This is a genomic window from Lentzea atacamensis (assembly GCF_003269295.1).
Taxonomy (GTDB): domain Bacteria; phylum Actinomycetota; class Actinomycetes; order Mycobacteriales; family Pseudonocardiaceae; genus Lentzea; species Lentzea atacamensis.
In genome coordinates this window covers 1,376,195-1,399,100 of the sequence record NZ_QLTT01000001.1, presented here as the reverse complement: position 1 = coordinate 1,399,100, position 22,906 = coordinate 1,376,195, and the positions used below count along the sequence as shown (strand labels likewise).

19 protein-coding genes and 1 riboswitch are annotated in these 22,906 nt (G+C 69.2%); of the genes, 10 read left to right on the top strand and 9 right to left on the bottom strand.

Annotated features, from left to right (window positions below; all coding sequences use genetic code 11):
- Window positions 1–31 precede the first annotated feature (31 nt).
- From C8D87_RS06640 to C8D87_RS06630, 3 genes are all read left to right on the top strand, one after another.
- A complete protein-coding gene (locus tag C8D87_RS06640) occupies window positions 32–625 on the top strand; it encodes a TetR/AcrR family transcriptional regulator (RefSeq protein WP_170154900.1) in 594 nt (197 codons plus the stop codon).
- Window positions 626–899: 274 nt separating this feature from the next.
- Window positions 900–2,786 carry a glycoside hydrolase family 44 protein gene (locus tag C8D87_RS06635; RefSeq protein WP_112225909.1) on the top strand — a complete coding sequence of 629 codons (1,887 nt, stop codon included), beginning with the start codon at window positions 900–902 and terminating at the stop codon, window positions 2,784–2,786.
- 68 nt (window positions 2,787–2,854) lie between these two features.
- Window positions 2,855–3,796, top strand: a complete 942-nt coding sequence (locus tag C8D87_RS06630; RefSeq protein ID WP_112225908.1) for a phosphotransferase — start codon at window positions 2,855–2,857, stop codon at window positions 3,794–3,796.
- Window positions 3,797–3,886: 90 nt separating this feature from the next.
- Here C8D87_RS06630 and C8D87_RS06625 read toward each other — a convergent pair whose 3' ends face one another.
- The 3 genes from C8D87_RS06625 to metH form a co-directional block, all read right to left on the bottom strand.
- Entirely contained in the window at window positions 3,887–5,809 is a 1,923-nt protein-coding gene (locus tag C8D87_RS06625) for a putative bifunctional diguanylate cyclase/phosphodiesterase (protein ID WP_146231511.1), read from the bottom strand.
- Window positions 5,806–6,840 carry a sugar ABC transporter substrate-binding protein gene (locus C8D87_RS06620; protein ID WP_109636228.1) on the bottom strand — a complete coding sequence of 345 codons (1,035 nt, stop codon included), beginning with the start codon at window positions 6,838–6,840 and terminating at the stop codon, window positions 5,806–5,808. Before C8D87_RS06620 ends, C8D87_RS06625 begins: the two co-directional genes overlap by 4 nt.
- A gap of 128 nt (window positions 6,841–6,968) precedes the next feature.
- Window positions 6,969–10,541: a methionine synthase gene (gene metH / locus C8D87_RS06615; protein WP_112225907.1), complete on the bottom strand. Its 3,573-nt coding sequence runs from the start codon at window positions 10,539–10,541 to the stop codon at window positions 6,969–6,971.
- 13 nt (window positions 10,542–10,554) lie between these two features.
- Window positions 10,555–10,635, bottom strand: a riboswitch (S-adenosyl-L-homocysteine riboswitch).
- Window positions 10,636–10,699: 64 nt separating this feature from the next.
- Here metH and C8D87_RS06610 point away from each other — a divergent pair.
- Window positions 10,700–11,530, top strand: coding sequence for a patatin-like phospholipase family protein (locus C8D87_RS06610; RefSeq protein WP_233439462.1), 831 nt, complete (start codon window positions 10,700–10,702; stop codon window positions 11,528–11,530).
- 146 nt (window positions 11,531–11,676) lie between these two features.
- Window positions 11,677–13,377, top strand: a complete 1,701-nt coding sequence (locus C8D87_RS06605) for a glycosyl hydrolase family 8 (RefSeq protein ID WP_215732198.1) — start codon at window positions 11,677–11,679, stop codon at window positions 13,375–13,377.
- Between the two features lie 80 nt (window positions 13,378–13,457).
- On the opposite strand, the gene C8D87_RS06600 is transcribed toward C8D87_RS06605, so the two are convergent.
- Complete coding sequence (locus tag C8D87_RS06600; RefSeq protein WP_112225906.1) at window positions 13,458–14,522, bottom strand: class I SAM-dependent methyltransferase; 1,065 nt, start codon at window positions 14,520–14,522, stop codon at window positions 13,458–13,460.
- 82 nt (window positions 14,523–14,604) lie between these two features.
- On the opposite strand from C8D87_RS06600, the gene C8D87_RS06595 reads away from it, so the two are divergent.
- Entirely contained in the window at window positions 14,605–15,465 is an 861-nt protein-coding gene (locus C8D87_RS06595; RefSeq protein WP_112226308.1) for a DUF5829 family protein, read from the top strand.
- Window positions 15,466–15,502: 37 nt separating this feature from the next.
- Window positions 15,503–16,369, top strand: coding sequence for an AAA family ATPase (locus C8D87_RS06590; RefSeq protein ID WP_170166329.1), 867 nt, complete (start codon window positions 15,503–15,505; stop codon window positions 16,367–16,369).
- 18 nt (window positions 16,370–16,387) lie between these two features.
- On the opposite strand, the gene C8D87_RS06585 is transcribed toward C8D87_RS06590, so the two are convergent.
- From C8D87_RS06585 to C8D87_RS06570, 4 genes are all read right to left on the bottom strand, one after another.
- Window positions 16,388–17,707: a M28 family peptidase gene (locus tag C8D87_RS06585; protein ID WP_112226307.1), complete on the bottom strand. Its 1,320-nt coding sequence runs from the start codon at window positions 17,705–17,707 to the stop codon at window positions 16,388–16,390.
- 90 nt (window positions 17,708–17,797) lie between these two features.
- Window positions 17,798–18,811, bottom strand: a complete 1,014-nt coding sequence (locus tag C8D87_RS06580) for a YbaB/EbfC family nucleoid-associated protein (RefSeq protein ID WP_170166328.1) — start codon at window positions 18,809–18,811, stop codon at window positions 17,798–17,800.
- 195 nt (window positions 18,812–19,006) lie between these two features.
- Window positions 19,007–20,296 (bottom strand): PepSY-associated TM helix domain-containing protein, encoded by a 1,290-nt coding sequence (locus C8D87_RS06575; protein WP_112225903.1) that lies wholly within the window; start codon window positions 20,294–20,296, stop codon window positions 19,007–19,009.
- Window positions 20,297–20,360: 64 nt separating this feature from the next.
- On the bottom strand, window positions 20,361–20,873 hold the full coding sequence (locus tag C8D87_RS06570; protein ID WP_233441930.1) for a hypothetical protein: 513 nt from the start codon (window positions 20,871–20,873) through the stop codon (window positions 20,361–20,363).
- A gap of 89 nt (window positions 20,874–20,962) precedes the next feature.
- Here C8D87_RS06570 and C8D87_RS06565 point away from each other — a divergent pair, with 89 nt between their 5' ends.
- From C8D87_RS06565 to C8D87_RS06555, 3 genes are all read left to right on the top strand, one after another.
- Window positions 20,963–21,358 (top strand): GNAT family N-acetyltransferase, encoded by a 396-nt coding sequence (locus C8D87_RS06565; protein ID WP_112226305.1) that lies wholly within the window; start codon window positions 20,963–20,965, stop codon window positions 21,356–21,358.
- 350 nt (window positions 21,359–21,708) lie between these two features.
- Window positions 21,709–21,972 carry a hypothetical protein gene (locus tag C8D87_RS06560; protein ID WP_112225902.1) on the top strand — a complete coding sequence of 88 codons (264 nt, stop codon included), beginning with the start codon at window positions 21,709–21,711 and terminating at the stop codon, window positions 21,970–21,972.
- A gap of 50 nt (window positions 21,973–22,022) precedes the next feature.
- On the top strand, window positions 22,023–22,634 hold the full coding sequence (locus C8D87_RS06555; protein WP_146771641.1) for a fibronectin type III domain-containing protein: 612 nt from the start codon (window positions 22,023–22,025) through the stop codon (window positions 22,632–22,634).
- Here the strand turns inward: C8D87_RS06555 and C8D87_RS06550 are convergent.
- The gene (locus C8D87_RS06550; protein WP_051783962.1) at window positions 22,588–22,896 is read right to left on the bottom strand and encodes a hypothetical protein; all 309 of its coding nucleotides are present in this window, start codon (window positions 22,894–22,896) and stop codon (window positions 22,588–22,590) included. The genes C8D87_RS06555 and C8D87_RS06550 overlap by 47 nt on opposite strands.
- Window positions 22,897–22,906: the final 10 nt, after the last annotated feature.

The following is a 22,906-nucleotide window of genomic DNA, read 5'->3' as shown; positions in this document are numbered from 1 at the left end:
TGGAGTAGAACTACCGGGTGAGGAGGTGGACGTGCCGAAGATCGTCGATCATGAGCAACGCCGGTGGGAGCTGGTCCGCGCGGTGTGGGCGGTCATCCGCGAGCGAGGCGTCCAAGGCGCGTCCGTCCGTGCTGTGGCACGGGAGGCGGGTTGGTCACCGAGCTCGGTCCAGTACTACTTCTCCACCCAGGCGGAGCTGTTGCTGTTCGCGCTCAAGGCGATCTCGGAGGCCGCCGAGCTGCGCCTGGCCGTTCCCGACACGCCTACCGACCCCCGCGAGCGGGCGCTGACCCAGCTGGAACGCCTGCTTCCGATGGACGCGGACTCACGGGTCGCCACCGAGATCTGGGTGGCGTTCCTCTCTCTCGTGCGGATCGACGCTCAAGCCCGCGAGCTCAACTCGGCAGCCCACGTCCAGGTGACCAGCCTGTGCCGCGAGCTGCTCGAAGGAATGGCCGGCGCCGGGCAGATCGCCCCGGACGCCGACCTCGATCTCGAAACCAGCCTGCTGCAGGCGTTGTTCGACGGCATCGCCCTGCACGCGGTGACCGTGCCGGAACACATGCCGCAGACGCTCGTGCGGCGGTTGCTGGCACACCACCTCGACCGGCTGCGCCCGTCCTGAGCCGTGCCGGAAGCAGCGCGTGACTCGGCGGTTCCGGGTCGGAGCGCTGGGCGCAGAGAGCGGAAATTCTTGGCCACGACGAAAAACGTGTCATTTTCACCGTGGTGAATCTCGTTTTTCGACTCGAACGCCATCGATTCGACTACCAGTGCTTGACGCATTCCGCACTTCCCGCGAGCGTCCTGTGGGCAAATATCCGCGCACTGGGTCGGGGGCGTCTGTGGCCGGTATTCGTCGATGGCAGAAGGTGCGAGCGGTCACGGCCACGAGTCTCGTGGCGTCTCTTGTCGCAGCGACGTTCACGGTCCACGCAGCCACGACCGCGGCGGCGGCGGCGACCGGGCCGGAGCTGTCGGTGGACGTGTCCGCCGCGCGGCACGCGATCAGCCCCGGCATCTACGGTCTGAACGGCGGCGATCCGGCGTTCAACGCCGAGATCGGCCAGACGGTGGCGCGCTGGGGTGGCAACACGTCCAGCCGCTACAACTTCAAGAACCGCACCTACAACACCGGCAGTGACTGGTTCTTCGAGAACATCGTCGCCGACGAGGCGCGCTCCCTCGAGGGAATGGTCGGGTCCAACCTCGACCGCGGCATCAAGCCGGTCGTCACCGTGCCCATGATCGGCTGGGTGGCCAAGGACTCGCCGTCGTCCCACCCGTTCGCCTGCGGGTTCCCGGCGACCCGGTTCCCGCAGCAGGACAGGTTCGACGAGTGGGACCCCAACTGCGGCAACGGCCAGCTGAACGGGCAGAACCTCACCGGCGTGCCCACCGACACCTCGATCCGGGCGGACGCGGCGTTCGCCGGCGAGATGGTGTCTCACCTCGTCGACAGGTTCGGCACGGCGGCGCAGGGTGGCGTGCCGATCTACGAGCTCGACAACGAGCCGGTGCTGTGGGCCCACACGCATCGTGACGTGCACCCCGAGCTGGTCTCGTACGACGAACTGGGCGGCAAGGGCACGGCGACCGCCGCCGCGATCAAGGCCGCCGATCCCAGCGCGGCGGTCCTCGGCCCGTCCGGCTGGGGCTACTGCGAGTGGGTCGCGTCCGGAGTGGACGGTTGCGGGCCGGGTGCCGACTCGGCCGCGCACGGCGGGCTCAACCTCTCCCAGTGGTACCTGAAGAACATGAAGGACTACAGCGACGCCCATGGTGGTACGCGCTACCTCGACTACTTCGACCAGCACTTCTACCCGCAGATCAGCGGCGGCAAGGACCCGGAGGCCAACGCGTGGCGGCTGCGGTCCACCCGGTCGCTGTGGGACCCCACGTACGTCGAGGAGTCCTGGATCGGCCCCGGCGGGGTCAACGCGCCGCCGCTGCAGTTCATCCGCACGATGAAGTCGTGGATCAACCAGTACTACCCCGGCACCAAGACCGCCATCACCGAGTACAACTGGGGCGCGCTGGACGACATCAACGGCGCGCTGGCGCAGGCCGACGTTCTCGGCATCTTCGGACGTGAAGGCCTCGACCTCGCCACGATGTGGGGCGAGCCCAAGCCGACCGATCCGGGTGCGTACGCGTTCCGGATGTACCGCAACTACGACGGCGCGGGCAGCCGGTTCGGTGACACCAGCGTGTCGGCGAACTCCGGCGACCAGGGCAAGCTGGCGGTGTACGCGGCGCAGCGCTCGTCCGACAACGCCCTGACCGTCATGGTCGTCAACAAGACCGGCGACGACCTGACTTCACCGCTGTCGGTGGCCGGGTTCGACAGCACCGGTGCGGCGCAGCGGTTCACCTACGGTCCGGCTAACCTGGGTGCGATCGTGCGCGGCAGCGATCTCCAGGTGACCAACGGCCGTGTCGAGGCGACGTATCCGGCGAACTCGATCACGCTGCTGGTCCTGCCGCCGGCCGGGTGCACGGCGAGCCTGCAGACCAACGGCGAGTGGGGCACTGGACACGTCGCGACGGTGACGGTGACCAACAACCGCAGCACCGCGATTGCCGGGTGGCGGGTCAGCTGGACGTGGCCGGCCGGCCAGCAGGTCACCAACTCGTGGAACACCGCCCTGAAGCAGAACGGTACCGGCGTGGTCGCCGCGGATGCCGGGTGGAACGGCTCGATCGGCGCGGGTGGCAGCACCACCTTCGGGTTCGCGGCCACCGGTCCGGCGGCGGCACCGAGACTGACCTGCAGCCCCACCTGAGCGGCGGCTCCCGCAGGCCCTCGACAAATGATCTGCATCCGTCCGCGGGGTCGTGACACGATCGTGCCATGACAGACTTCGCGACCCCGGAAGACATCGCCAAGCGCAGCAACGCGGCCAAGGAAGCCGCTGTGGCAGCAGGTCGCGAGCTCGGCCTGGAGATCACCGAGGGCAAGGTGCTCTACGAGCTGTTCTCCGTCGTCGTCCACCTCGCGCCGTCGCCGGTGGTGGCCCGCATCCCGACGGTCCTGCCGCACACGACGACCCTCGAAGACCTTGCCAGGCGCCAGCAGCAGGAACTGGATGTCGCGCAGTGGCTGCACGACCAGGGCACACCGGTGATCGCGCCGAGCCCGCTCGTGCCGCGCAAGCCCGTGCAGCGGGACGGTTTCTCGATCACGTTCTGGCCGTTCACCGACGAGGACAAGAGCAGCGAACCCGACTACGTCAGGAACTCCGAGCTCGCCGCCGACCTGCACAAGGCGCTGCGGGACTACCCCGGCGAGCTGGACTTCCTGTCCTCCGCCGAACCGCGGTTCGTCCGGGAAGGCCTCGACCGGCTCGAGAGCCAGCCGGACGTCGTCGACCCCGCGGATCTCCAGCGGGCCAAGCAGGAGTGGCAGGTGCTGGAACCGCTCGTCAGCGACGAAACCGAGTTCCAGAAGGCATTTCCGGGCATCGACCTGCAGCCCTTCCACGGCGACTCGCCGCCGGCGAACATCTTCGCGAGCACGAACGGGCCGTTGTTCTCCGACTTCGAGCTCGTCACCAAGGGCCCGGTCGAGTGGGACCTGGGCGGCCTCGGCCCCGAGCTCGAAGCCGCCTACAACCGCGGTGCCGCGAAGAACGGCCTGAGGCCGCTCGACAAGGACGTCCTCAGGTTCGTCAACGCGGTCGGCGCGATCCGGGTGATGGCCTACCTGTCGTGCGCGGACCAGTTGCCCGCCATGGTCGAGTTCATGAAGCCGTTCATCAACCAGTGGCGGGGCACTGAACCCTACGTGCGGTGACCACGATCTTCACCGCGTCTTTCACCGCTCAGCACCGCGATGCACCCGTCTGAGGGGCGAAAGACGCGGCAAAGGTTAGTGCTCACCGCACTACGCGTGAGCCGCCGCCCGATCTCCCAGCCAGGAAACGACTTCCTCGGCGGGCAACGGCTCGCTGAGGAAGTACCCCTGGACGACGTCGCAGCCGGCCTCGGCCAAAGCCGTCCAGGTGTCCTGGTCCTCGACACCCTCGGCAACGGCCTGCAGACCGAAGTTCCGGGCCAGAGCCACCAGCGCGTGCACGATAGCGCTGTCACCAGCGTCGGTGCACATGTGCGTGACGAACGAACGGTCGAGCTTCATCTCGTGCACGCGCATGCTGCGCAGGTAGGAGATCGACGAGTAGCCGGTGCCGAAGTCGTCGATGGACAGCCGCACCCCGAGCTCGGTCAGGCCCCGCAGCACCTCCACCGCGCGGTCCGGGTCGGAGATGATCGCCGACTCGGTGATCTCCAGCGTCAGCAGGCGAGCGGGCAGGCCGTGGCGCTTGATCAGGTCGGCGACGTCACCGGGGAACTCGGCGTGCAGCAGGCACGCCGCGCCCACGTTGACCGAGACCGGGACCTCCCAGCCCGCGTCCTGCCAGGCACGGCACTGGCGTAGCGCGGCGTCGATCACGTAGCGGGTCAACGGCTCGATGAGGCCGTTCTCCTCGGCGACCGGGATGAACTCGTCGGGGCGCACGAGGCCGCGCGTCGGGTGCTGCCAGCGGGCCAGCGCCTCGACGCCGCACACCGCGCCCGTGTCGGCCAGGGCCTTGGGCTGGTAGTGCAGGAACAGCTCGCCGCGGTCGATCGCGTGGCGCAGTTCCGTGACGGCGGTGAGCTGGGACGCGCCCCGCTCGTGCAGGCGTGCGTCGTAGACGGCCACACCGGACTTGTCGCGCTTGGCCGCGTACATCGCGATGTCCGCGTGCCGCAACAGCTCGTGGCCGTCCATCGAGTCCACGGGACACATGGCGACACCGACGCTGCCCGCGATCTCCAGCTCCAGGCCCTCCAGCGTGACCGGCATGGCCAGCGCGGAGAGGATCTTGTCCGCGACCATGCGGGCGTTGTCCGCCGAGCCGACGCCGGGCAGCAGCACGGCGAACTCGTCGCCGCCCAGCCGCGCCACCAGGTCCGTGTCCCGCACCGCCCACGACAGGCGGTTGGCCACCTGACGCAGCAGCAGGTCACCGGAGTGGTGCCCGAGCGAGTCGTTGACCTCCTTGAACCGGTCGAGGTCCACGATGAGCAGGGCAAGCGGCTCGTTCTTCTTGCACGCCTTGGTGACGGCCTGTTCCATCCGGCGCGCGAGCAGCGTCCGGTTGGCCAGCCCGGTCAGGGCGTCGTGGTGGGCCTCGTGCTCGTTCTTGGCGGCCTGGCGCAGGATCTTGCGGCGATGGCCGAGCAGCACCATGCCGAACAGCGCCACGAGGAACGCGTCCAGCACGAACGCGATGATCTGGGCGACCCGCAGCCTCGAGTTCTTCTCGTCGGCGGTCCGCAGGTACTCGGTGGTGTCGAGGCGCTTGTCGCCGATCGTCGAGGAGATCTGGCGGCGCAACGACGAGTGCGCGAGGTTCGCCTGGTCGGCCTGCAGCGGGTCCTGGCCCGCGATCACCTTGCGCAGCATGTCCGAGGTCTGGTCGTACAGCGGCAGCAGCTTGGTGGCTTCCGCGATGTCGTCGGGCTGGCCCTGAGTGCGCAGCCACTCCAGCTCACCACGTGCGGAGCCGACCGAGTTCTGCAACGGCTCGACGGTCTGCGGTGTGCGGGCGACCTGCAGGTCCCGCAACGCGTTGTCGGCGATGTCGATGTGCTCCAGCACGCGGCTCCACCGCTCGCTGGAGTCGTTGAGCTGCCGCACGTGTGCGGTGGTCGCCTGCGCGCTGACGCTGCTCCACAGCGCCAGTCCCGCCAGGGCCAGCAGCCCGGTCGTCAGCCCTGCCGTCGCCACCCGTGCGGTGGCGCGGCCCTCCCAAAGCCTCACCGTGCCTGCTCCAACGGTCGCACCCAGCTCGCCGGGTCCTCGACGAAGGTGTCGATCTGCGGCTGGAAGAACGCCCTGCGCGCCTTCTCCGACTCCTGCCGGTGCAGGATCTGCTCGAGGTTCGCGGTGGTCACCGTCAGCCCCGGTGTCTCGACCCAGCCCTCGGGTAACCGCTCAGCACCTGTCGCGTGCCGCGCGAGCAGCCAGCCCGCCACAGCGCCCTTGAGGTAGTGCTCAGGCGAGATCGTCGCCACCATGGCCCCGTCCCGCACCGCCTGCAACGTTCTCGGGTCGACCCCGAAACCGCCCACCAGCCACCTCGCCGACTTCTCGGTCTTGATCGCTGCGAGGTTCACCCCGTCGCAGTCACCGGTCCCAACGAACGCCAGTGCGTCCGGGTTCGCGGCCACGAGCCGGCGCCACGCGTCACGATTCGCTTCATCGTCACGTTGCGTGTCGAACGGCCCCAGCACCAATACTCCCGGTAGCTTCTCGGCAAATCGCCCCCGAATGCCTTCTGCCCGGTCGTCGAACCCGGCGAGTCCCGGCGAGGTGTTTCCCAGCACCACTGTTCCGGTCGCGTCCGGGGGCAATCGGCGCATCAACTCGTCAGCCAGCTTTTCGCCGAGTTCGTAGTTGTCGTTACCGATGTGCAGTTTCACGCCGGAACTCGCGGTGAGTCGCATGTCCACGCCGACCACGGCGACGTGCTGGCCGAGCGCGTCCCCGATGGCGGGCGCCATCAGCGCGGGTTCGGACGTGGCGACCGCGATTCCGCCTTTCGCGGCGAGCGTCAAATCGGCGAACAACTCGACTTCCTTGTGCCCGTCCTGGCCGGGCGGCCCGGTCACGGTGGCGCTGACACCGCCGATGCGGCCGACACCCTCGTGAAACCCGCTGGTCATCTCCTGGGCGAAGGAACCACCGGTCCTCTTGACGACGAATCCCACGTGCGGCAGCGCGTCGGACTTCGCGGCGCCACCGCACCCGGATAACAGCACCAGACTCAGCGCCAGCGCCGCAGCTCGCATGGATGACCTCGGGCTCGCTCGAGAAGACGGGTGAGTGATCTCTCCAGAGCGGCCGATGCTACATCGCTCGGTGCCAAATCGGGATGACGCCTGCCAATAACGGGAAGCGCTTTCACGTTACGGGAACATCAGGAAGGTTCGTAACCGAGGTTCGGCCGCAGCCACTGCTCCACTTCGGCCAGCGGCTTGCCGTACCGGCGCGCGTAGTCCTCGACCTGGTCGCGGCCGAGGCGTCCGACGGTGAAGTACTTCGCGTCCGGGTGCTGGAAGATGAGCCCGCTCACACTCGCTGCCGGGTTCATCGCGAACGACTCCGTCAGGCCGACCCCGATTTCCTCCGCGCCCAGCAGATCGAACAGTTCCCGCTTCACCGTGTGGTCCGGGCAGGCCGGGTAGCCGAGCGCGGGCCGGATGCCGCGGAACCGTTCGGCGTGCAGGTCCGCCACCACCGGCTCGGCGTCCGGCTCGAACCAGTCGCGGCGGGCCCGCAGGTGAATCCATTCGGCGAACGCCTCGGCGAGCCTGTCTGCCAGCGCCTTCACCATGATGGCGCGGTAGTCGTCGTGCCTGGCCTCGTACTCGGCGGCCAGTTTCTCCGCGCCGAGGATCGTCACCGCGAAGCCGCCGATGTGGTCGCCTTCCGGTGCCACGTAGTCGGACAGCGAGCGGTTCGGGCGCGAGACCTGCTTTTGCGTCTGCTGGCGCAGCATCGGGATGAGCACACCGTTGTCGAGCTGGATGTCGTCACCGGCGGAATGCGCGGGCCAGAAGCCGTAGACGCCCTTTGCCTCGAACAGGTCCTTTGCGATGATTTCGTCCAGCAACGCGGTGGCGTCGTCGTAGAGTTCGCGCGCCACCGGCTGGTCGAGGATCGCGGGGAACTTGCCTTTGAGCTCCCAGGCGAGGAACAGGAACGTCCAGTCGATGAACTCGCGCAGTTCCGCCAGTGCCGGAGTCATCGTGCGGGTACCGGTGAACGCGGGCGTCGGCAATTCGCTGAAATCGACCTTTTCCGCGTTTGCGCGCGCGGCTTCCAGGCTCAGCAACGGCAACTGCTTGCGGTTCTCGTGCTGGTGGCGCAGCCGTGCCTGCTCTGCCCGGTTCGCGATGTTCAGCTCGTGGCCGCGCCGGTCGTCCAGCAGGTCGGACACGACGCCGACGACCCGGGACGCGTCGAGCACGTGGACGACCGGCTCGTCGTAGACCGGGGCGATCTTCACGGCGGTGTGCTGGCGGGACGTGGTGGCGCCGCCGATCAGCAGCGGCAGTTTCATGCCGCGCCGCTGCATCTCCTCCGCGACCGAGACCATCTCGTCCAGCGACGGTGTGATGAGCCCGGACAGCCCGATGACGTCGGCGTGCTCGCGGATCGCGGTGTCGAGGATCCGCGCGGCCGGAACCATCACGCCGAGGTCGATCACCTCGTAGTTGTTGCAGCCCAGGACGACGCCGACGATGTTCTTGCCGATGTCGTGCACGTCGCCCTTGACCGTGGCGAGCACGACTTTGCCGTTGCCGCCGGCCGTTGCCTTGGGCTCCGCGTCCATGAACGGCTCCAGGTACGCGACCGCGCGCTTCATGACGCGGGCGCTCTTCACCACCTGGGGCAGGAACATCTTGCCGGCGCCGAACAGGTCGCCGACGACCTTCATGCCGTCCATCAGCGGACCCTCGATCACGTCCAGCGGACGCGGCAGCGCCTGACGGGCCTCCTCGGTGTCCTCTTCGATGAAGTCGACGACGCCGTGCAGGATCGCGTGCTCCAGCCGCTTGGCGACCGGAGCCTCGCGCCACGACAGGTCCACGACGCGCTTCTGGCCGGGGCCCTTGACCGTCTCGGCGTGTGCGACGAGCCGGTCGGTGGCGTCCTCGCGGCGGTCGAAGATGACGTCCTCGACCAGTTCCAGCAGCTCGGCCTGGATGTCCTGGTAGACCACGAGCTGGCCGGCGTTGACGATGCCCATGTCGAGGCCCGCCTTGACGGCGTGGAACAGGAACGCCGAGTGCATCGCCTCGCGGACGACGTCGTTGCCGCGGAACGAGAAGGACAGGTTCGAGATGCCGCCGCTGGTGCGCGCACCCGGACAGCGCTGCTTGATCAGCGGCAACGCGTCGATGAACGCCTTGGCGTAGCCGTTGTGCTCCTCGATGCCGGTGGCGACCGCGAGCACGTTCGGGTCGAAGATGATGTCCTCGGCGGGGAATCCGGCTTGCTGCGTCAGCAGGTCGTAGGCGCGGCCGCAGATCTCGACCTTGCGCTCGGTCGTGTCGGCCTGGCCCTGCTCGTCGAACGCCATCACGACGACGCCGGCGCCGTAGTCGCGGATCGTGCGCGCCTGCTCCAGGAACGGGCCCTCGCCCTCCTTGAGGCTGATCGAGTTGACGACGCCCTTGCCCTGCACGCACTTGAGGCCGGCCCGCAGCACGCCCCAGCGGGAGCTGTCGATCATCACCGGGATGCGGGCGATCTCGGGCTCGGTCGCGATCAGGTTCAGGAACGTCGTCATGGCCTGCTCGCCGTCGAGCAGGTCGGCGTCCATGTTGACGTCCAGCAGGTTCGCGCCGCCGCGCACCTGCTCCAGCGCCACCGCGAGCGCCGCCTGGTGGTCGTCGGCCTCGATGAGCCTGCGGAACTTCGCCGAACCCGTGACGTTGGTGCGCTCACCGATCATCACGAAGCCGGTGTCCGGACCGATCTCGAACGTCTCCAGGCCGCTGAACCTGCTGGTGTTGCGGGGTTCCACGACTTCACGCGGCTGCTCGGACCTGACCGCCTCCGCGATGGCCCTGATGTGCGCGGGGGTGGTGCCGCAGCAGCCGCCGACGATGTTGACGATGCCCTTGCCGGAGAAGTCCCGCAGCAGCGCGGCGGTCTCGTCCGGCGTCTGGTCGTAGCCGCCGAACGCGTTGGGCAGACCGGCGTTGGGGTGACAGGCGACGTAGGTGTCCGCGAGCCGCGCGAGTTCGGTGACGTGCGGGCGCATCTCCTCGGCTCCCAGCGAGCAGTTCACGCCGACGACGAGCGGCTTCGCGTGCTCGACCGAGTTCCAGAACGCCTCGACGGTCTGGCCGGACAGCGTGCGGCCGGACAGGTCGACGATCGTCACGGAGATCCACAGCGGCAGGTCGGGGGCGACCTCGCGGGCGGCGGTGATGGCGGCCTTGGCGTTGAGCGTGTCGAAGATCGTCTCGATGAGCAGCAGGTCGACGCCGCCGGCGTGCAGCGCGGCGATCTGCTCGGCGTAGGAGTCCTTGACCTGGTCGAACGTGACCGTGCGGAACGCGGGGTCGTCGACCTTGGGCGACAGGCTGAGGGTGACGTTGAGCGGTCCGACCGAGCCGGCCACGTACCTCCCGCCGAACTCGTTGGCTGCCTGGCGGGCGAGCCGGGCGCCGGCGATGTTCATGTCGCGGACGCGGTCCTGCAGGCCGTAGTCGGCCTGGCCGATCGACGTCGCCGTGAACGTGTTGGTGGTCGTGATGTCCGCGCCCGCCGCGAGGTACTGCCGGTGCACGTCGAGCACCACGTCCGGGCGGGTGAGGTTGAGCAGGTCCGGGTCGCCGGTGACGTCCATGTGGTGCTCGCCGAACTCGGTTCCGCGGTAGTCGGCGGGGGAGAGCTTCGCCTGCTGGAACATCGTGGCCCAGGCGCCGTCGAGCACGGCGATCCGCCGGTTCAGCAGGGACTTGAGACCATCCACGCGCGCTCCCGAAAAGTCGGAAGCGCCCTTGTTCGTGGTGGTGCAAGGCCGAGCGTGGCGGGCTCCAGGGCCCGTTGCAGCGCTTCTCGGCCTCGCGTTCAAGGCTACCAAGGACGACCATGGGGCAGGAAGCCGTCTCACTTCTTAGGATGGACTCCGTGACCGGGAAACGGGCGTTGGTGCTGGGTGGCGGTGGTGTCACCGGAATCGCTTGGGAGACAGGGATTCTGCACGGACTTGCAGAAGCGGGCGTCGACCTGACAGATGCGGACCTGTTCGTGGGGACGTCCGCCGGGTCCGTGGTGGCCACGCAGTTGGCGGGCGGTGTCCCGCTCGCCGACCTGTACGCGGGTCAGCTGTTGCCGCCCGACGGGGAGATCCCGGCCCGCCTGACCACGTGGATGCTGGTCCGCTACGCGCTGTCCTACGTGATGCCCGGATCTCCCGCGCGGAAGCGGGCACGGCTGGGCAGGGCCGCGGTGAAGGCCCGCACGCCGTCGGAGGAGTCGCGGCTGGAGGTGTTCAAGCACCGCCTGTCCATTCAGGACTGGCCGGACCGCCCGCTGAAGGTCACCGCCGTCGACACCGCGGACGGCAGGTTCGTCGCGTTCGACCGCGACAGCGGGGTACCGCTGGTGAAGGCCGTGGCGTCGAGCTGTGCGGTGCCGCTGGTGTGGCCGCCCGTGACGATCGACGGCCACCGGTACATGGACGGCGGCATGCGGTCCGCGGCCAACGTCGATCTCGCCGCCGGGTGCTCGCGGGTCGTGGTCGTGGCACCGCTGACCCGTGCGGCCAGCCGGGCGGCGACACCGGGAGCGCAGGCCGCCCGGCTGGGCGTGCCGTCCGTCGTGGTGAGCCCCGACCGGGCCGCGCTGGCCGCGATCGGGCCGAACCTGCTGGATCCGGCCAGGCGCAGGCCCGCCGCCGAGGCGGGCAGGAAGCAGGCCGCCTCGATCGCCGAGGCGGTCCGTGAGGTTTGGGCCTAGCCGCTGTCCGATCGAGCAGTGCTGCTGTTTGTAACCGTTTTCGCAGGTGGTAACTGGTCAATACCTCTTGTCTGCGGCGTCTCCCGCGCTTACGGTCGCCATCCACTCGCATTGGATGGTTTGTTAACCAATTGCCGGAGGCGATCGTGGGCAGAAGATCGGCTTTAGGGGCGTTAGCGGCGTTCGGGCTCGTGCTCGGCCTCGTCGTGGCAGGGATGACCAGTGCATCGGCGGCGGATCCACTGGTCTCCCGCGGCAAGACGGTCCTGGCGTCCTCCATCGAGGGCTCCGGGTTCGAGGCGGCCAAGGCGGTCGACGGCAGCACGTCGACCCGCTGGGCCTCCGTGGAAGGGCACGATCCCGAGTGGCTCCGGGTCGATCTCGGTTCGACGCACTCGATCAGCCGGGTCAAGCTGAACTGGGAGGTCGCGTACGCCAGGGCGTACCGCGTGCAGACGTCCCCTGACGGCTCCGCGTGGAGTGACATCTTCTCGACCACCACCGGAGACGGCGCGGTCGACGACCTGACCGTGTCCGGTTCCGGCCGGTACGTGCGGGTCTACGGCACGGCACGCGGAACGCCCTACGGCTACTCGCTGTGGGAACTCGAGATCTACGGCGTGGCCGGCGGCACGACTCCGCCCACGACGACGACGACCACCACCACCACCACCACCACGCCACCGACGCCCGGCATCGGCTACCCGTTCGGCAGCAGGAAACAGCCCTACGCGGCCGGCATCCTGCGCCCGTCCGGCAGCACGTCCACTCTGGACGCCGCCGTGGTCGACTACTACCAGCGCTGGAAGTCCGCGTTCCTCAGGCACAACTGCAACAGCGCCTGGTCCCAGGTGCTGGCGGCCGACGCCGACCACGACTACGTCGCCGAGGCGCAGGGTTACGGCATGGTCATCGTCGCCACGATGGCGGGTGCCGACCCCGACGCCAAGAGGATCTTCGACGGCTTCGTGAAGTGGAAGATCGACCACCCGTCGGTGATCGACCCCGACCTGATGGCGGCCGAGCAGGACGACCGGTGCGTCAGCGTCAACGGCGGTGACGCCGCGACGGACGGCGACATGGACGTCGCGTACGGGCTGCTGCTCGCCGACCGCCAGTGGGGCAGCGCGGGCACGTACAACTACAAAGAGCTCGCGATCCGGCACATCAACGCCATCAAGCGCAGCGAGATCAACCCGACGACGAAGCTGCTGCGGCCGGGCGACTGGGCCACCAGCTCGGACCCGCGCTACTACGTGACCCGGTCGTCGGACTGGATGGCCGACCACTTCCGCGCGTTCCGCAAGGCGACCGGCGACTCGGCGTGGGACACGATCCGCACCGCCCACCAGAACCTGATCACCAGGATGCAGCAGAACTTCGCGCCGGGCACCGGACTGCTGCCGGACTTCGTGGAGAACACGAACTCCACGCCACGCCCGCCGGCGGGCAAGGTGCTGGAGGACGAGCTGGGCGACGGCAAGTACTGGTGGAACGCCTGCCGGGTGCCGTGGCGAATCGGCGCGGATGCCGTGACCAGCGGTGACCCCACATCGCTCGCGGCGGCCCGCAAGCTCAACTCGTGGGTGAAGTCCAAGACCGGCGGCAATCCCGGCAACATCCGGGTCGGCTACCAGCTGAACGGCACGCAGCTCTCCAGTGAGGTCTCGGCGGCGTACACCGCGCCGTTCGCGGTGGCGGCCGCGACCGATTCCGGCAGCCAGGCGTGGCTGGACGCGTTGTGGAACAAGATGCTGGCGACGCCGATCGGCGGTGACGACTACTTCGCGTCGAGCATCCAGCTCCAGGTGATGATCACGGTGACCGGCAACCACTGGGTGCCCTGACCCGAGTCACTCCGCCCCGCTCCCAGGTCGACCTCGACCTGGGAGCGGGGTTCCAGCGGGTCCACGTCGCCCGCGGCGCTCTAGAAGAGGGTGCGCAGGAAGACCGGCCCGCCCTCCTCGGCGTTGAGTCCTTTTTCGACGAACGCGATGTTGTGGTGGAACGAGATTCCGCTGATGTCGCGTTCCAGGTGCGAACCCTCGCCCTGCGGGTCGCGCACCTCCGCCCGGTTCAGTCCGTCCACAAAGGACTTGAGCATGCCCATCGAGGTGCCGGGACCCGCCTCGGGGTCGCCACCCCAGCGCGGCCAGTACGCGGTCTGCAGATCTTCGACGACATAGAGCCCGCCCGGCCGGACGTGCGGGAACAGCGCGTGGAACGAGATCCGCACGTGCTCGTTGAGGTGGCTGCCGTCGTCGATGACCACGTCGAACGGGCCGAGTTCCTCGCCCAGCCTGCCGAGGAACTCCGCGTCGGACTGGTCGCCCCGCACGGTCATGATCCGCGGGCCGGTGACGTTCTTCTCCGCGATGTCGAGGCCGTGCACGAGTCCGCGCCGGAAGTACCGCTGCCACATCCGCAGCGAGGCTCCGCCGGAGTCGGGGTCGGCGTAGCCACCGATGCCGATCTCCAGCACCCGCACCGGTTCGTCGCGCAGGCGGGCGAAGTGCCGTTCGTAGTGCTGGGTGTACCAGTGCAGGTCGCCCCACTTGTCCGAGCCGAACGTCACGGACAGCTCGCCGAGGTCCTGCCTGCCCGGCTTGAGCGCGGACAGCAGGCTCTGGACGTCCCGCGCGATGCCCTTGCGGCCCGCGAACCACGCGCCGGGGCCGCGTTCGTCGAGCTCGGCGAACGCGGTCCGCACGGCGAGACTCGGCCACGGCCGTTCGTCCGTGCCGTACAGGCCGCGCACGGCGTCGGTGAGGCTGAGCGAGACCACGACGTCGGCGTCCGTCCGCAGGTGGCTCGTGGTGCGTCCGTCGAAGTGCAGGTCGAGCCGGACGCCGTGCTCGCCGATCTCGTTCAGCACCACCTGCGTCACGGCTTCGGGGGTGAGCCGGCGGATCGTGTCGTCGAGCAGGTCGCGGCCCGCGCCGGCGGCCTGCAGCAGCGGCGCGAGAACCGTCCACCGTGCGGTGTCGAACACAAAGTCCCCCTCGTGCGACTTGAGCCTGGCTTGAGTGCCCCGGTCCTAGGATCGTTCCATGGGGAACCGACGCTTGTTCTGCATGATCCTGACCCTCTTGCTGGTCGTGGTCGGTGCCGGGCCGGCGCAGGCGATGGAGCGGCAGTTGTTGTACTACAACCACGCCCGGGGAACGCTCGACCGCGCCACGGCGGACGCCATCGAGCATTCCCCGTACCTGCGGGACTTCGCGGACTTCGAGGTGCGCACGACGACCGGCGCCGGCGGTGAGAAGTGGACCGGCCGCTACCTGCGCGGCCAGGAGACCTACCTGGAGATCTTCGGCGTCGGTGACATCGCCGGCCAGGACGGTGAACTGGGCTCGGCGGCCCTCGCTCTCTCGACCGAACGCGACGGCGACATCGACACGGTGAAGGCCCGCCTCGTCGCCTCCGGCGTGACGCCGATCGACTTCCTGCAGACGCGCGACTTCGGCGACCACAAGCCGGTGCCGTGGTTCGACGCGCTGTTGCCGGTCGAGCGGTACGAGAGGTTCGGCGCCTGGGCGATGGAGTACCGCGACGAGTACTTCGCCGATCCGCGCAGCCAGACGGGTCCCGCGCGCTTCCCCGGTGACGTGACCCGCGAGCGCTACCTCCCCGAGCGCTACCGGGACAAGCTGATGCGCAACATCAGTTTCATCCGGATCGCGGTGACCGCGCGGGATCTCGCCACGACCAGGCCGCTGCTGCGGACCGGCGGGTTCTTCGTGCGGACGGAGCCGGGTGGTGTCGTGGCGTCGCGCGGCGGGGTGACGATCCGGCTCGACGAGGTGGCGCTGGGGCAGACCGGGCTCAAGCGGGTGGAGTTCGAGCTGAACCACGCGGCGGAGCGCCATGTGCAGCGGCTCGGCAACTCGACGCTGGTCGTCGGTCCGGGCGCGCACGCCGCCTGGACCTTCTGACACTCTTGGTCCACACGGAGCAACGAACGGGGTGCCGGTGTCGCTGGTCGGACGTGAACGGGAACAGGAACGGCTGGCCGCGCTGGGGGCCTCGGGCGGGTCTCTGCTGGTCGTCGGCGAGCCCGGAGTCGGCAAGTCCGCGTTGTTGCGGTCGCTCGACGGTCATCTGGTCACCGGTGTCGAGGCCGAGCGGGACCTGCCGTACTCCGGTCTGCACCAGGTCCTGCACCCGTTCCTCGATCTGTCCACCTTGTCCGGTGCGCGGCGGGACGCGCTCGAATTCGTCTTCGGTCTCTCCGACGGCGCAGCACCGCCCGTCCACCTGGTCGGCCTCGCCGCGCTCGACCTGCTGAGCACGGCCAAGCCTGTCGTCCTGGTCGACGACGCGCACTGGCTCGACCAGGCGAGCCAGGACGTCCTGGGCTTCGTGGCCCGCCGGTTGTCCGGCGCCACGCTCATCGCCGCCGCCCGCATCCCGATGTTCGCGGGCGTGCCGGCGCTCACCGTGGAACCGCTGGCTCCCGACGCCGCCGACACCCTCCTCTGCCCAGCACGTCTCCGAGCGCCTCGCGCAGCGGACCGACGAGCTGGTTCGCCCTGCGCAACTTGGACATCAGCGGCAGCAGCTCGGTCTGGGCGCGGTCAGCGCGGTCGGGGTTCACAGCTCGCAGAAGGCGAGCACCGCTACGACGGGTTCGAGCGCAAGCTCCAGAACAGGCCCGTGATCAGCGTGCCGGCGATCACGATCGCCAGCGACTTCGACGGCCCGAACAAGAGCGGCGCCGGTTACCGCGACAGGTTCACCGGACGCTACGAGCACCGGATCCTCGACGGCATCGGGCACAACGTCCCGCAGGAGGCGCCGGAGGCGTTCACCCGCGCGGTGCTCGACGTGAGCCGCTGACCGCGCGGGTGCCGACGTCTACCGCTGGCAGGCGAGCCGGTAGGCCGCCGCGCCGATCAGCTCCAGCGAGACCTGCAACCGCTCCAGGCTGATGTTGTCGCGGATCGTGTCCTCCGGCGTGTGGTAGATCGGCTCCAGCTGCGCCGGTCCGCCCTCGCCGCGCCAGCTGAAGTTCGCCGACGCCATGCCCTTCTCGTGGAACGGAACGTGGTCGCTCGACCCGCGTGCCACCGGCCCGTGCACCCGCGGGTCGTAGCCGAGTCGCTGGGCCGCCGCGCGCACCGCGCTGGTGGTGGCGTTGTCCGCGCCGTCCACCGACAGCAACCAGTACGCCGTCGCCGGGTCGTGGCTGGTGGCGACCATGTCGTTCTGGAACACGCCCTTGATCCGCGCGATCTCCTCCGGCGGGAGCTGCGAGACGTAGTACCGCGACCCGAGCAGCCCCTGTTCCTCCGAACCCCACAACGCGAACCGGATCGCCCTGTGCGTGGGCAGATAGCGCAGCACGCGTGCCAGCTCCAGGCACAGCACGGTGCCGCTGCCGTCGTCGTTGGCACCCGGTGAGCCCGGCACGCTGTCGTAGTGCGCGGTGACCATCACAACGCCGTTGTCCTGCCACGGGAACGTTGACGGCCGCTCAGCGATCACGTTGTAGGACGTGAGGTTCGGGTGGTGCGTGGTGCTGATCGTCAGCTGGCCGGAGCCCTGTGTGCGCAGCTTTTCCGTGTGCACTTGGGCAAGCCCGATCACGGGCACCGTGACGTTGCGGTCGAGGGTGGGCGAGAACGCGCTGGACTTGCCCGTCCCCGAGGAGATCCGGCCGAGGATCACCGCCACCGCGCCCCGTTCGATCGCCGCGTGCGTCGGCGCGGATCCGGTGGGAGCGTTGACGTAGAAGGCGATCTTGCCCGTCAGGTCCGGCAGCTGACCGTCCACCACCTCGACGAACGGCGCCGTCACCGTGACGCCGAGAGAGCCGAACCGCGAGGCGCCGGCCTGCCAGGTCGAGTTGATCTCGGCGAGGTACTTGTCCGGCACCGTGAACGGCTGCGTCGACACCTGGTAGCGCAGCGACCTGAGCTCCCGCACCAGGTAGTCGCGGGCCCGGTGCTCGGACGCGGTACCGCCGATCCGCGGCCCGATCCTGTCGCTCAGCACCTTCAGATGCTCCAGCGCCTTGCGGGCCCGGACCCGTGCCACGACGGGGAAGTCGCCGAGGTCCAGGTCCGGCAGGCCCGTCGCCCCCGGTCTCTGTTCGGTCGCCGCGAGCGCGCTCGCGGGATTGGCCACCACGGCGGCGACCCCTGCCGCCGCGGCGAGGAAGTCACGTCTGCGCATGTCGTCCCCCATCTCCCGATGTACCAGCCCCGCGAACGTAGGCAGGACGGGTGTGTCCGGGCAACCGACTTGTGGCTGGCTTTCGCGGGGTCAGGCCGCCGACATCACGGTGACGTCCTCGATCAGCTCGTCGTCGGAGGAGGCGTGGCCGAGCACGAGGTCCTGCACCTGCCGCCGCGCGTCCGACCGGGCTCGCTCGACACACGCCATCAGATGTGCCGCCAGCACGTCGGGGTCGAGGTCGTGCACCGCCGGGCTGAGCGAGATGCCCGTGGTCACGCCGTTCGAGTCCACGGTCACCGTGACACCGCCACGCGTCGCCTCGCCGCTGATCGCCACGAGCAACCGGACCAGGTCGTCGTACCGGCGGCGTTCGCGTTCAACGGCGGCCACGCGGCGCTCCTCCCACCACTCGAGCCGGCGGCGCAGCAAGGCGAGCGCGGTCGCCGGATCGGACACCGGCACGGTCCACGCTCCCGACGCGGTGTGCAGCACGACGGCGTTCGCCTCGGTGGTCACGCGCTGGATCCGGGCGAAGGACACCCCGGTGTCGACTCGTCCGCCCTGCCGGGTCGTCCAGTCGACGCGGTCGGTGCCGATCACCATGCGCGCACCCCGGCCGGCCAGCACGAGGGGGAACGCGGTGGAGCCCAGTTCGAGCACGGGAGCGCCGAGCAGCGAGCGCCTGGCCAGCCGGGCGAGCACACCCGCCGAGCCCGCGCCGAGCACACCGGCCGCGCACAACGCCTTCACCGCCAGCGCCGCGCCGGGGCTGAGCCGCAACGCGATGCCAGAGCCCGGCAGCACGCCGAGCACCAGCTGCGCGCCCGTCATCAGCGTGGTGGCGGGCAACCACGAGTGCGGGTCGCTCAACCCGTTGCGGCGCAACCAGGTCAGCAACGCCCACGCGCACGCTGCCGCGGCGACGGCCGGAATCGCCGACCACCACGGCATGATCCGCTGCCCGGCCGAGGTCATGCCGGCGAGCACGATGCAGACGAGACCGATCGCCACGGGCAGAACACCGGCGGCGAGCAGCAGCAACGTCCTGGTGCGGCGCCATCGGGCGGCCAGCGCGTGCACGACCTGAGGATCGTTGGTCATAGGAATGGCGTGGGGAATGAGTGTCATCGGCGCGCCCCTCGTCAGCTCGCCGCCGTCACGAGGTGTGACGTGCGGGCCGACCAGGCTTCCCGGCGCACCTGCCCGTAAATATGCCGTAAATGTCCAGCTCAGGCAAGCCCTGTCCACTGTGGACGGTGTGGCGCCCGAGCCCGCGCGCCACACCGATCCGTTGTGTCAGGCCGTTTTCGCGCGCCTGCCGAGCAGGACATCGACCGCCAGGAACACCACGAGACTGATGCCGAGCAACGGCACGAACCAGCCGATCACCAGCGCGCCGACGCCAAGACCGACCAGCGCGGCCGGAGGAACCTTGCGCCACTGGCCGCGCGGTGCAGGGCGGCCGAAGCCCTGAGTCGGCCTTCGCTTCCACCACATCCGGTAGCCGAGCACGACCAGTGCCGCGATCCCGCCGCCGAGCAGCAGCAACACGAGCTGGTTGACCCAGCCGAACAGCACACCCATGTGCGCGTCGATGCCCCACCTGGTCAGCTTCGCGGCGATCGGGTAGTCGGCGAACTTCACCGAGCTGACCACGTCGCCGTCCTGGATCGCCACCGCGTCGACCTGCGTGGGCCAGCCACGGCCGATCTCGGTGACCTTCCACGCGCCACCGGGCGCGGTGGGTAGGCCGATCTCGAGCGGCTTGGCGTCGATGCCCGCGGCACGGGCGGTGCCGAGCACCGTGTCGACGTCGCCGTGACCGGAGCCGGCCGGGGAGTGCCCGCTGTGGTCGCCGTGATCACCGCTGCCGCCGGGGATCTTCAACGACGGCGTGGTCCAGCCGAGGGACTGGCGCAGCGTCGCGACGTTCTCACCCGCGTAGGCCGACCACGTGAGGCCAGTGGCGGACAGGAGCAGCGCGCCGGCGAGCACCCACACGCCGATCAGGCCGTGCGTGCGGACGCGCTTGCTGTTGCGTGGCCTGGTGATCCACAGGACGAGACCGCCCAGCGCGACGACCCACAGCCAGGACGCGGCGAGCTCGCTGTAGAGGCGGCCCGGCTCGCCGAGCATCAGGTTGCGGTGCAGCTGGCTCAACGTCATCCGCAACGGCAGCGCGCCGCTGGTGCCGTAGACGACGAGGTCACCGGTGACGCGCCCGGTGCCGGGGTCGACGAACACGGCGCGGCGCTCGGACTCGCCGAGGCCTTCCTCGGCGAACAGCACGCGGGTCGTGTCACCGGGTTCGGGGGCGGGGCGGACGGCCACGAGCGTCCCCTGCGGTGCGGTCGCGAGAGCGGCGTCGACCTGCTGGGAGAGCGGGAGTTGCTGGGTGGAGACGGGGACGCGGAGCTGGTCGGAGTAGACCCACGACTCCAGTTGCGGGGTCAGGGCGTAGAGAACGCCGGTCAGTGCGGCGATCAGCACGAACGGGCCGACGAGGACGCCGGCGTAGAAGTGCAGGCGCAGGAAGAGTCCCCGCCACGCGAACGATGTGCGCGGCGGAGCGGCTGTGGTGGTCATGGCACGGCTCCAATGGGCGTGAACAGGTGCAGGGACCGCCGGAAGACGGCCCTGTGAAGGGGATTCAGACCTGTTCAGCCGGAGGACCGCGCCACGACAGCACGTCCAGGCAGACGACCACGGCGGGAACGAGCCGCGGTGTGGCGACGACCAGAGGGGCCGACGCGGGCAGGGGAGTGAGCCTGCGGGGGAGGACCGACGCGATGGCGCGGGCCACCGTCAGCACCGTGCGTTCGGCGACGGCGAGGACGACGACGGTCAGCACGGTGGCCACGACGTGCGAGGCGACCATGCGTGCAGGGCTGGTCTCGTGCTCGTGACGGGACGCGGCGAGCGACACCATGAGGTGCATCGCCAGCTGGCCGCCGCCGACCAGCAGCAGCAGCCTGCCGGGCGTGAGCTCGTGCCGGGCGAAGCCGGAGCACGCCCACGTCAGCAGCGCGACGAGCGAGAAGACCAGACCTGCGTCGGGCAGGTGGCCGTCCGCGCTCGAGTGCGCGAGAACGGCGAGCGACCCGGTGACGACGCCGACAGCGGCACAGCGCGCACGGCGCAGCGGAGCTGTCGACTGGGTCACGCGCGGAGCTTAACCGCCGGGTGAGGCGGATTCACACCCACGAAAGATCTGGCCGAACGGTTCAATTCAGCTGGTGAGATGCTGCGGTGATGATCTCGTACACGAGCGACGTCAGCGACCTCGCAGAGGACGATCTGACCGGGTTCTTCGCGGGGTGGCCCAAGTCACCCTCTCCCGCCCAGCACCTCGCCGTGCTGCGAGGCAGCTACCGCGTTGTGATCGCGCGTTCGCAGGGCAGCGTCGCCGGCTTCGTGAACATGATCAGCGACGGGGTGCTGACCGCGTTCATCCCGTGGCTGGAGGTGCGGCCGGAGTTCCGGGGCCGGGGCATCGGCACCGAGCTGATGCGCCGCATCCTGGCCGGGACCGAGCACCTGTACTCCGTGGACCTCGTCTGTGACGAGTCGCTGAAGCCGTACTACGAGCGCCTCGGCATGACGGCGCTGACCGGCATGATCCTTCGCAACCGCGACGCCTGTGGGTGAACGCACCCACAACGGAGTGGGCACGACCGGATCTGGCTGATCTCGTCGTTCCGCCGCAGGATCGGAGATCGTGAACCTCCGGTTGGGGGAATCGTTCGCGGAGCCGGGTGTTGCGCGCGCATCACCCCCGATCGTGCGGACGATTCGGGTTGTTCGGCAAGAAGAGTTCCTTACAACGGAACAAAAGTGGACGAACGGCCGCCCGAAGCGCTTCCCCGCGGCCATGCGACTGAGCCAGATCGTCGGCGCGCAGGTCGCGTGGTGGCGGCTCGGATTCCGGGGCCGCGCGGCGCTGAAGCAGCAGGCGGCGCCGGATGTGATGGTCGTGGCCCCGCGAGTGGTCGCATCAGGTGCTCGCCGCGCCGTGGTGGTGGCGCCTCACGAGGGTGCTGATGCTCGGTGCTGTGGCCGTGCTGGGGTGTGCGTCCGTGCTCGTTGTTGCGCTTGACGGCAAGGATGAGAGCGTGATGGCGCACTACTCGTTGTTGACGGCCCTGCCGGTGCTGGCGGCGTCGGTGTTCACGCGCGTGGATGGCCGTGCAAGCGATTGCGTTCGTTGCCGCCGCTGGTGTTCTGATCACGCTGATCGTTCGGGCCGCGGTGTCCGGCCGTAACCGTCGATCAGGATGTGCTCAACTACGCGGAGGACGTCGCAGGGTGCCCGTTGGCTGACACGGCCGTTGACATCACCGGCTTCCGCCACACACCGATCGGCGATCGGATCGTGCGCGACCACGTCTACGCGATACCTGGCCTCGGCACGTTGGTGATTCCAGATGACATGGCCCGTGCGTGGCACGCGCAGCTGAAGGATCTGGGTACTCCGATCGACTTCCCGCACCCGGACGCTCAGACCTGGTTCCTGAACTTCGAACGCGGCCACATCGCCCACGGCAGCGGGTCGACGAGAGCGATCATCGGCCACCGCTACGAACCGGTGAGCAAGATCGGCGACTGTCCGATGACGGACCGGCCGTGTGTGGTGGCAGCAGAACGCACCGAAGACACGCTCGCGGTCGTGTGGAGCTATCCGGACGCCGACGCGTTCAACGTCCAGTGGTGGGAGGAACGAGGCCGGCCGCGCAAGGGCGTCGAGGTCGCGGCCCGCCGCTACACCGTGCGTGACGCCGATCCCCACCGCACCTACGGCTTCTCCGTCGAGGCGTGCCAGAAGCGGTTCCTCGGCCGCTCCACCTGCACACCCCTGGTACCGGTGGTCGTGCCCGCCGTCAGATCCCTTCCAGGTCGAGGGTTTGCTGATGTGGGCCACCCGTGAACGAGCTGGTGAGCAGTCCCGCACTGCGGCACCGCCCGCACGAGACCGGGGAGGTCGTGGGCTTGAAGCGGGTGAAGTCCCAGCTGCCCGTGCCGACGTGGCAACCCGGACCGGGCACCTCCAGCCCGAGCCACCCCTGCAGCCGCACGGCGTGCACGACGTCGGATCCGTCGAGATATCCGTTGAGCCGCCCCGCGAACCGGTTGCGCGCCTCTTCCGCGGGTGCGCTGAGAGCCTCCTGCAACACCGAAATGCCGTTCATGAACCTGATT

Excerpts from the sequence above, each read along its gene's own strand:
- C8D87_RS06630 (WP_112225908.1), top strand. The coding sequence starts at position 2,855 with ATGACAGACTTCGCGACCCCGGAAGACATCGCCAAGCGCAGCAACGCG.
- C8D87_RS06620 (WP_109636228.1), bottom strand. The coding sequence starts at position 6,840 with ATGCGAGCTGCGGCGCTGGCGCTGAGTCTGGTGCTGTTATCCGGGTGC.
- C8D87_RS06595 (WP_112226308.1), top strand. The coding sequence starts at position 14,605 with ATGATCCTGACCCTCTTGCTGGTCGTGGTCGGTGCCGGGCCGGCGCAG.
- C8D87_RS06585 (WP_112226307.1), bottom strand. The coding sequence starts at position 17,707 with ATGCGCAGACGTGACTTCCTCGCCGCGGCGGCAGGGGTCGCCGCCGTG.
- C8D87_RS06580 (WP_170166328.1), bottom strand. The coding sequence starts at position 18,811 with ATGACCAACGATCCTCAGGTCGTGCACGCGCTGGCCGCCCGATGGCGC.
- C8D87_RS06575 (WP_112225903.1), bottom strand. The coding sequence starts at position 20,296 with ATGACCACCACAGCCGCTCCGCCGCGCACATCGTTCGCGTGGCGGGGA.
- C8D87_RS06565 (WP_112226305.1), top strand. The coding sequence starts at position 20,963 with ATGATCTCGTACACGAGCGACGTCAGCGACCTCGCAGAGGACGATCTG.
- C8D87_RS06550 (WP_051783962.1), bottom strand. The coding sequence starts at position 22,896 with ATGAACGGCATTTCGGTGTTGCAGGAGGCTCTCAGCGCACCCGCGGAA.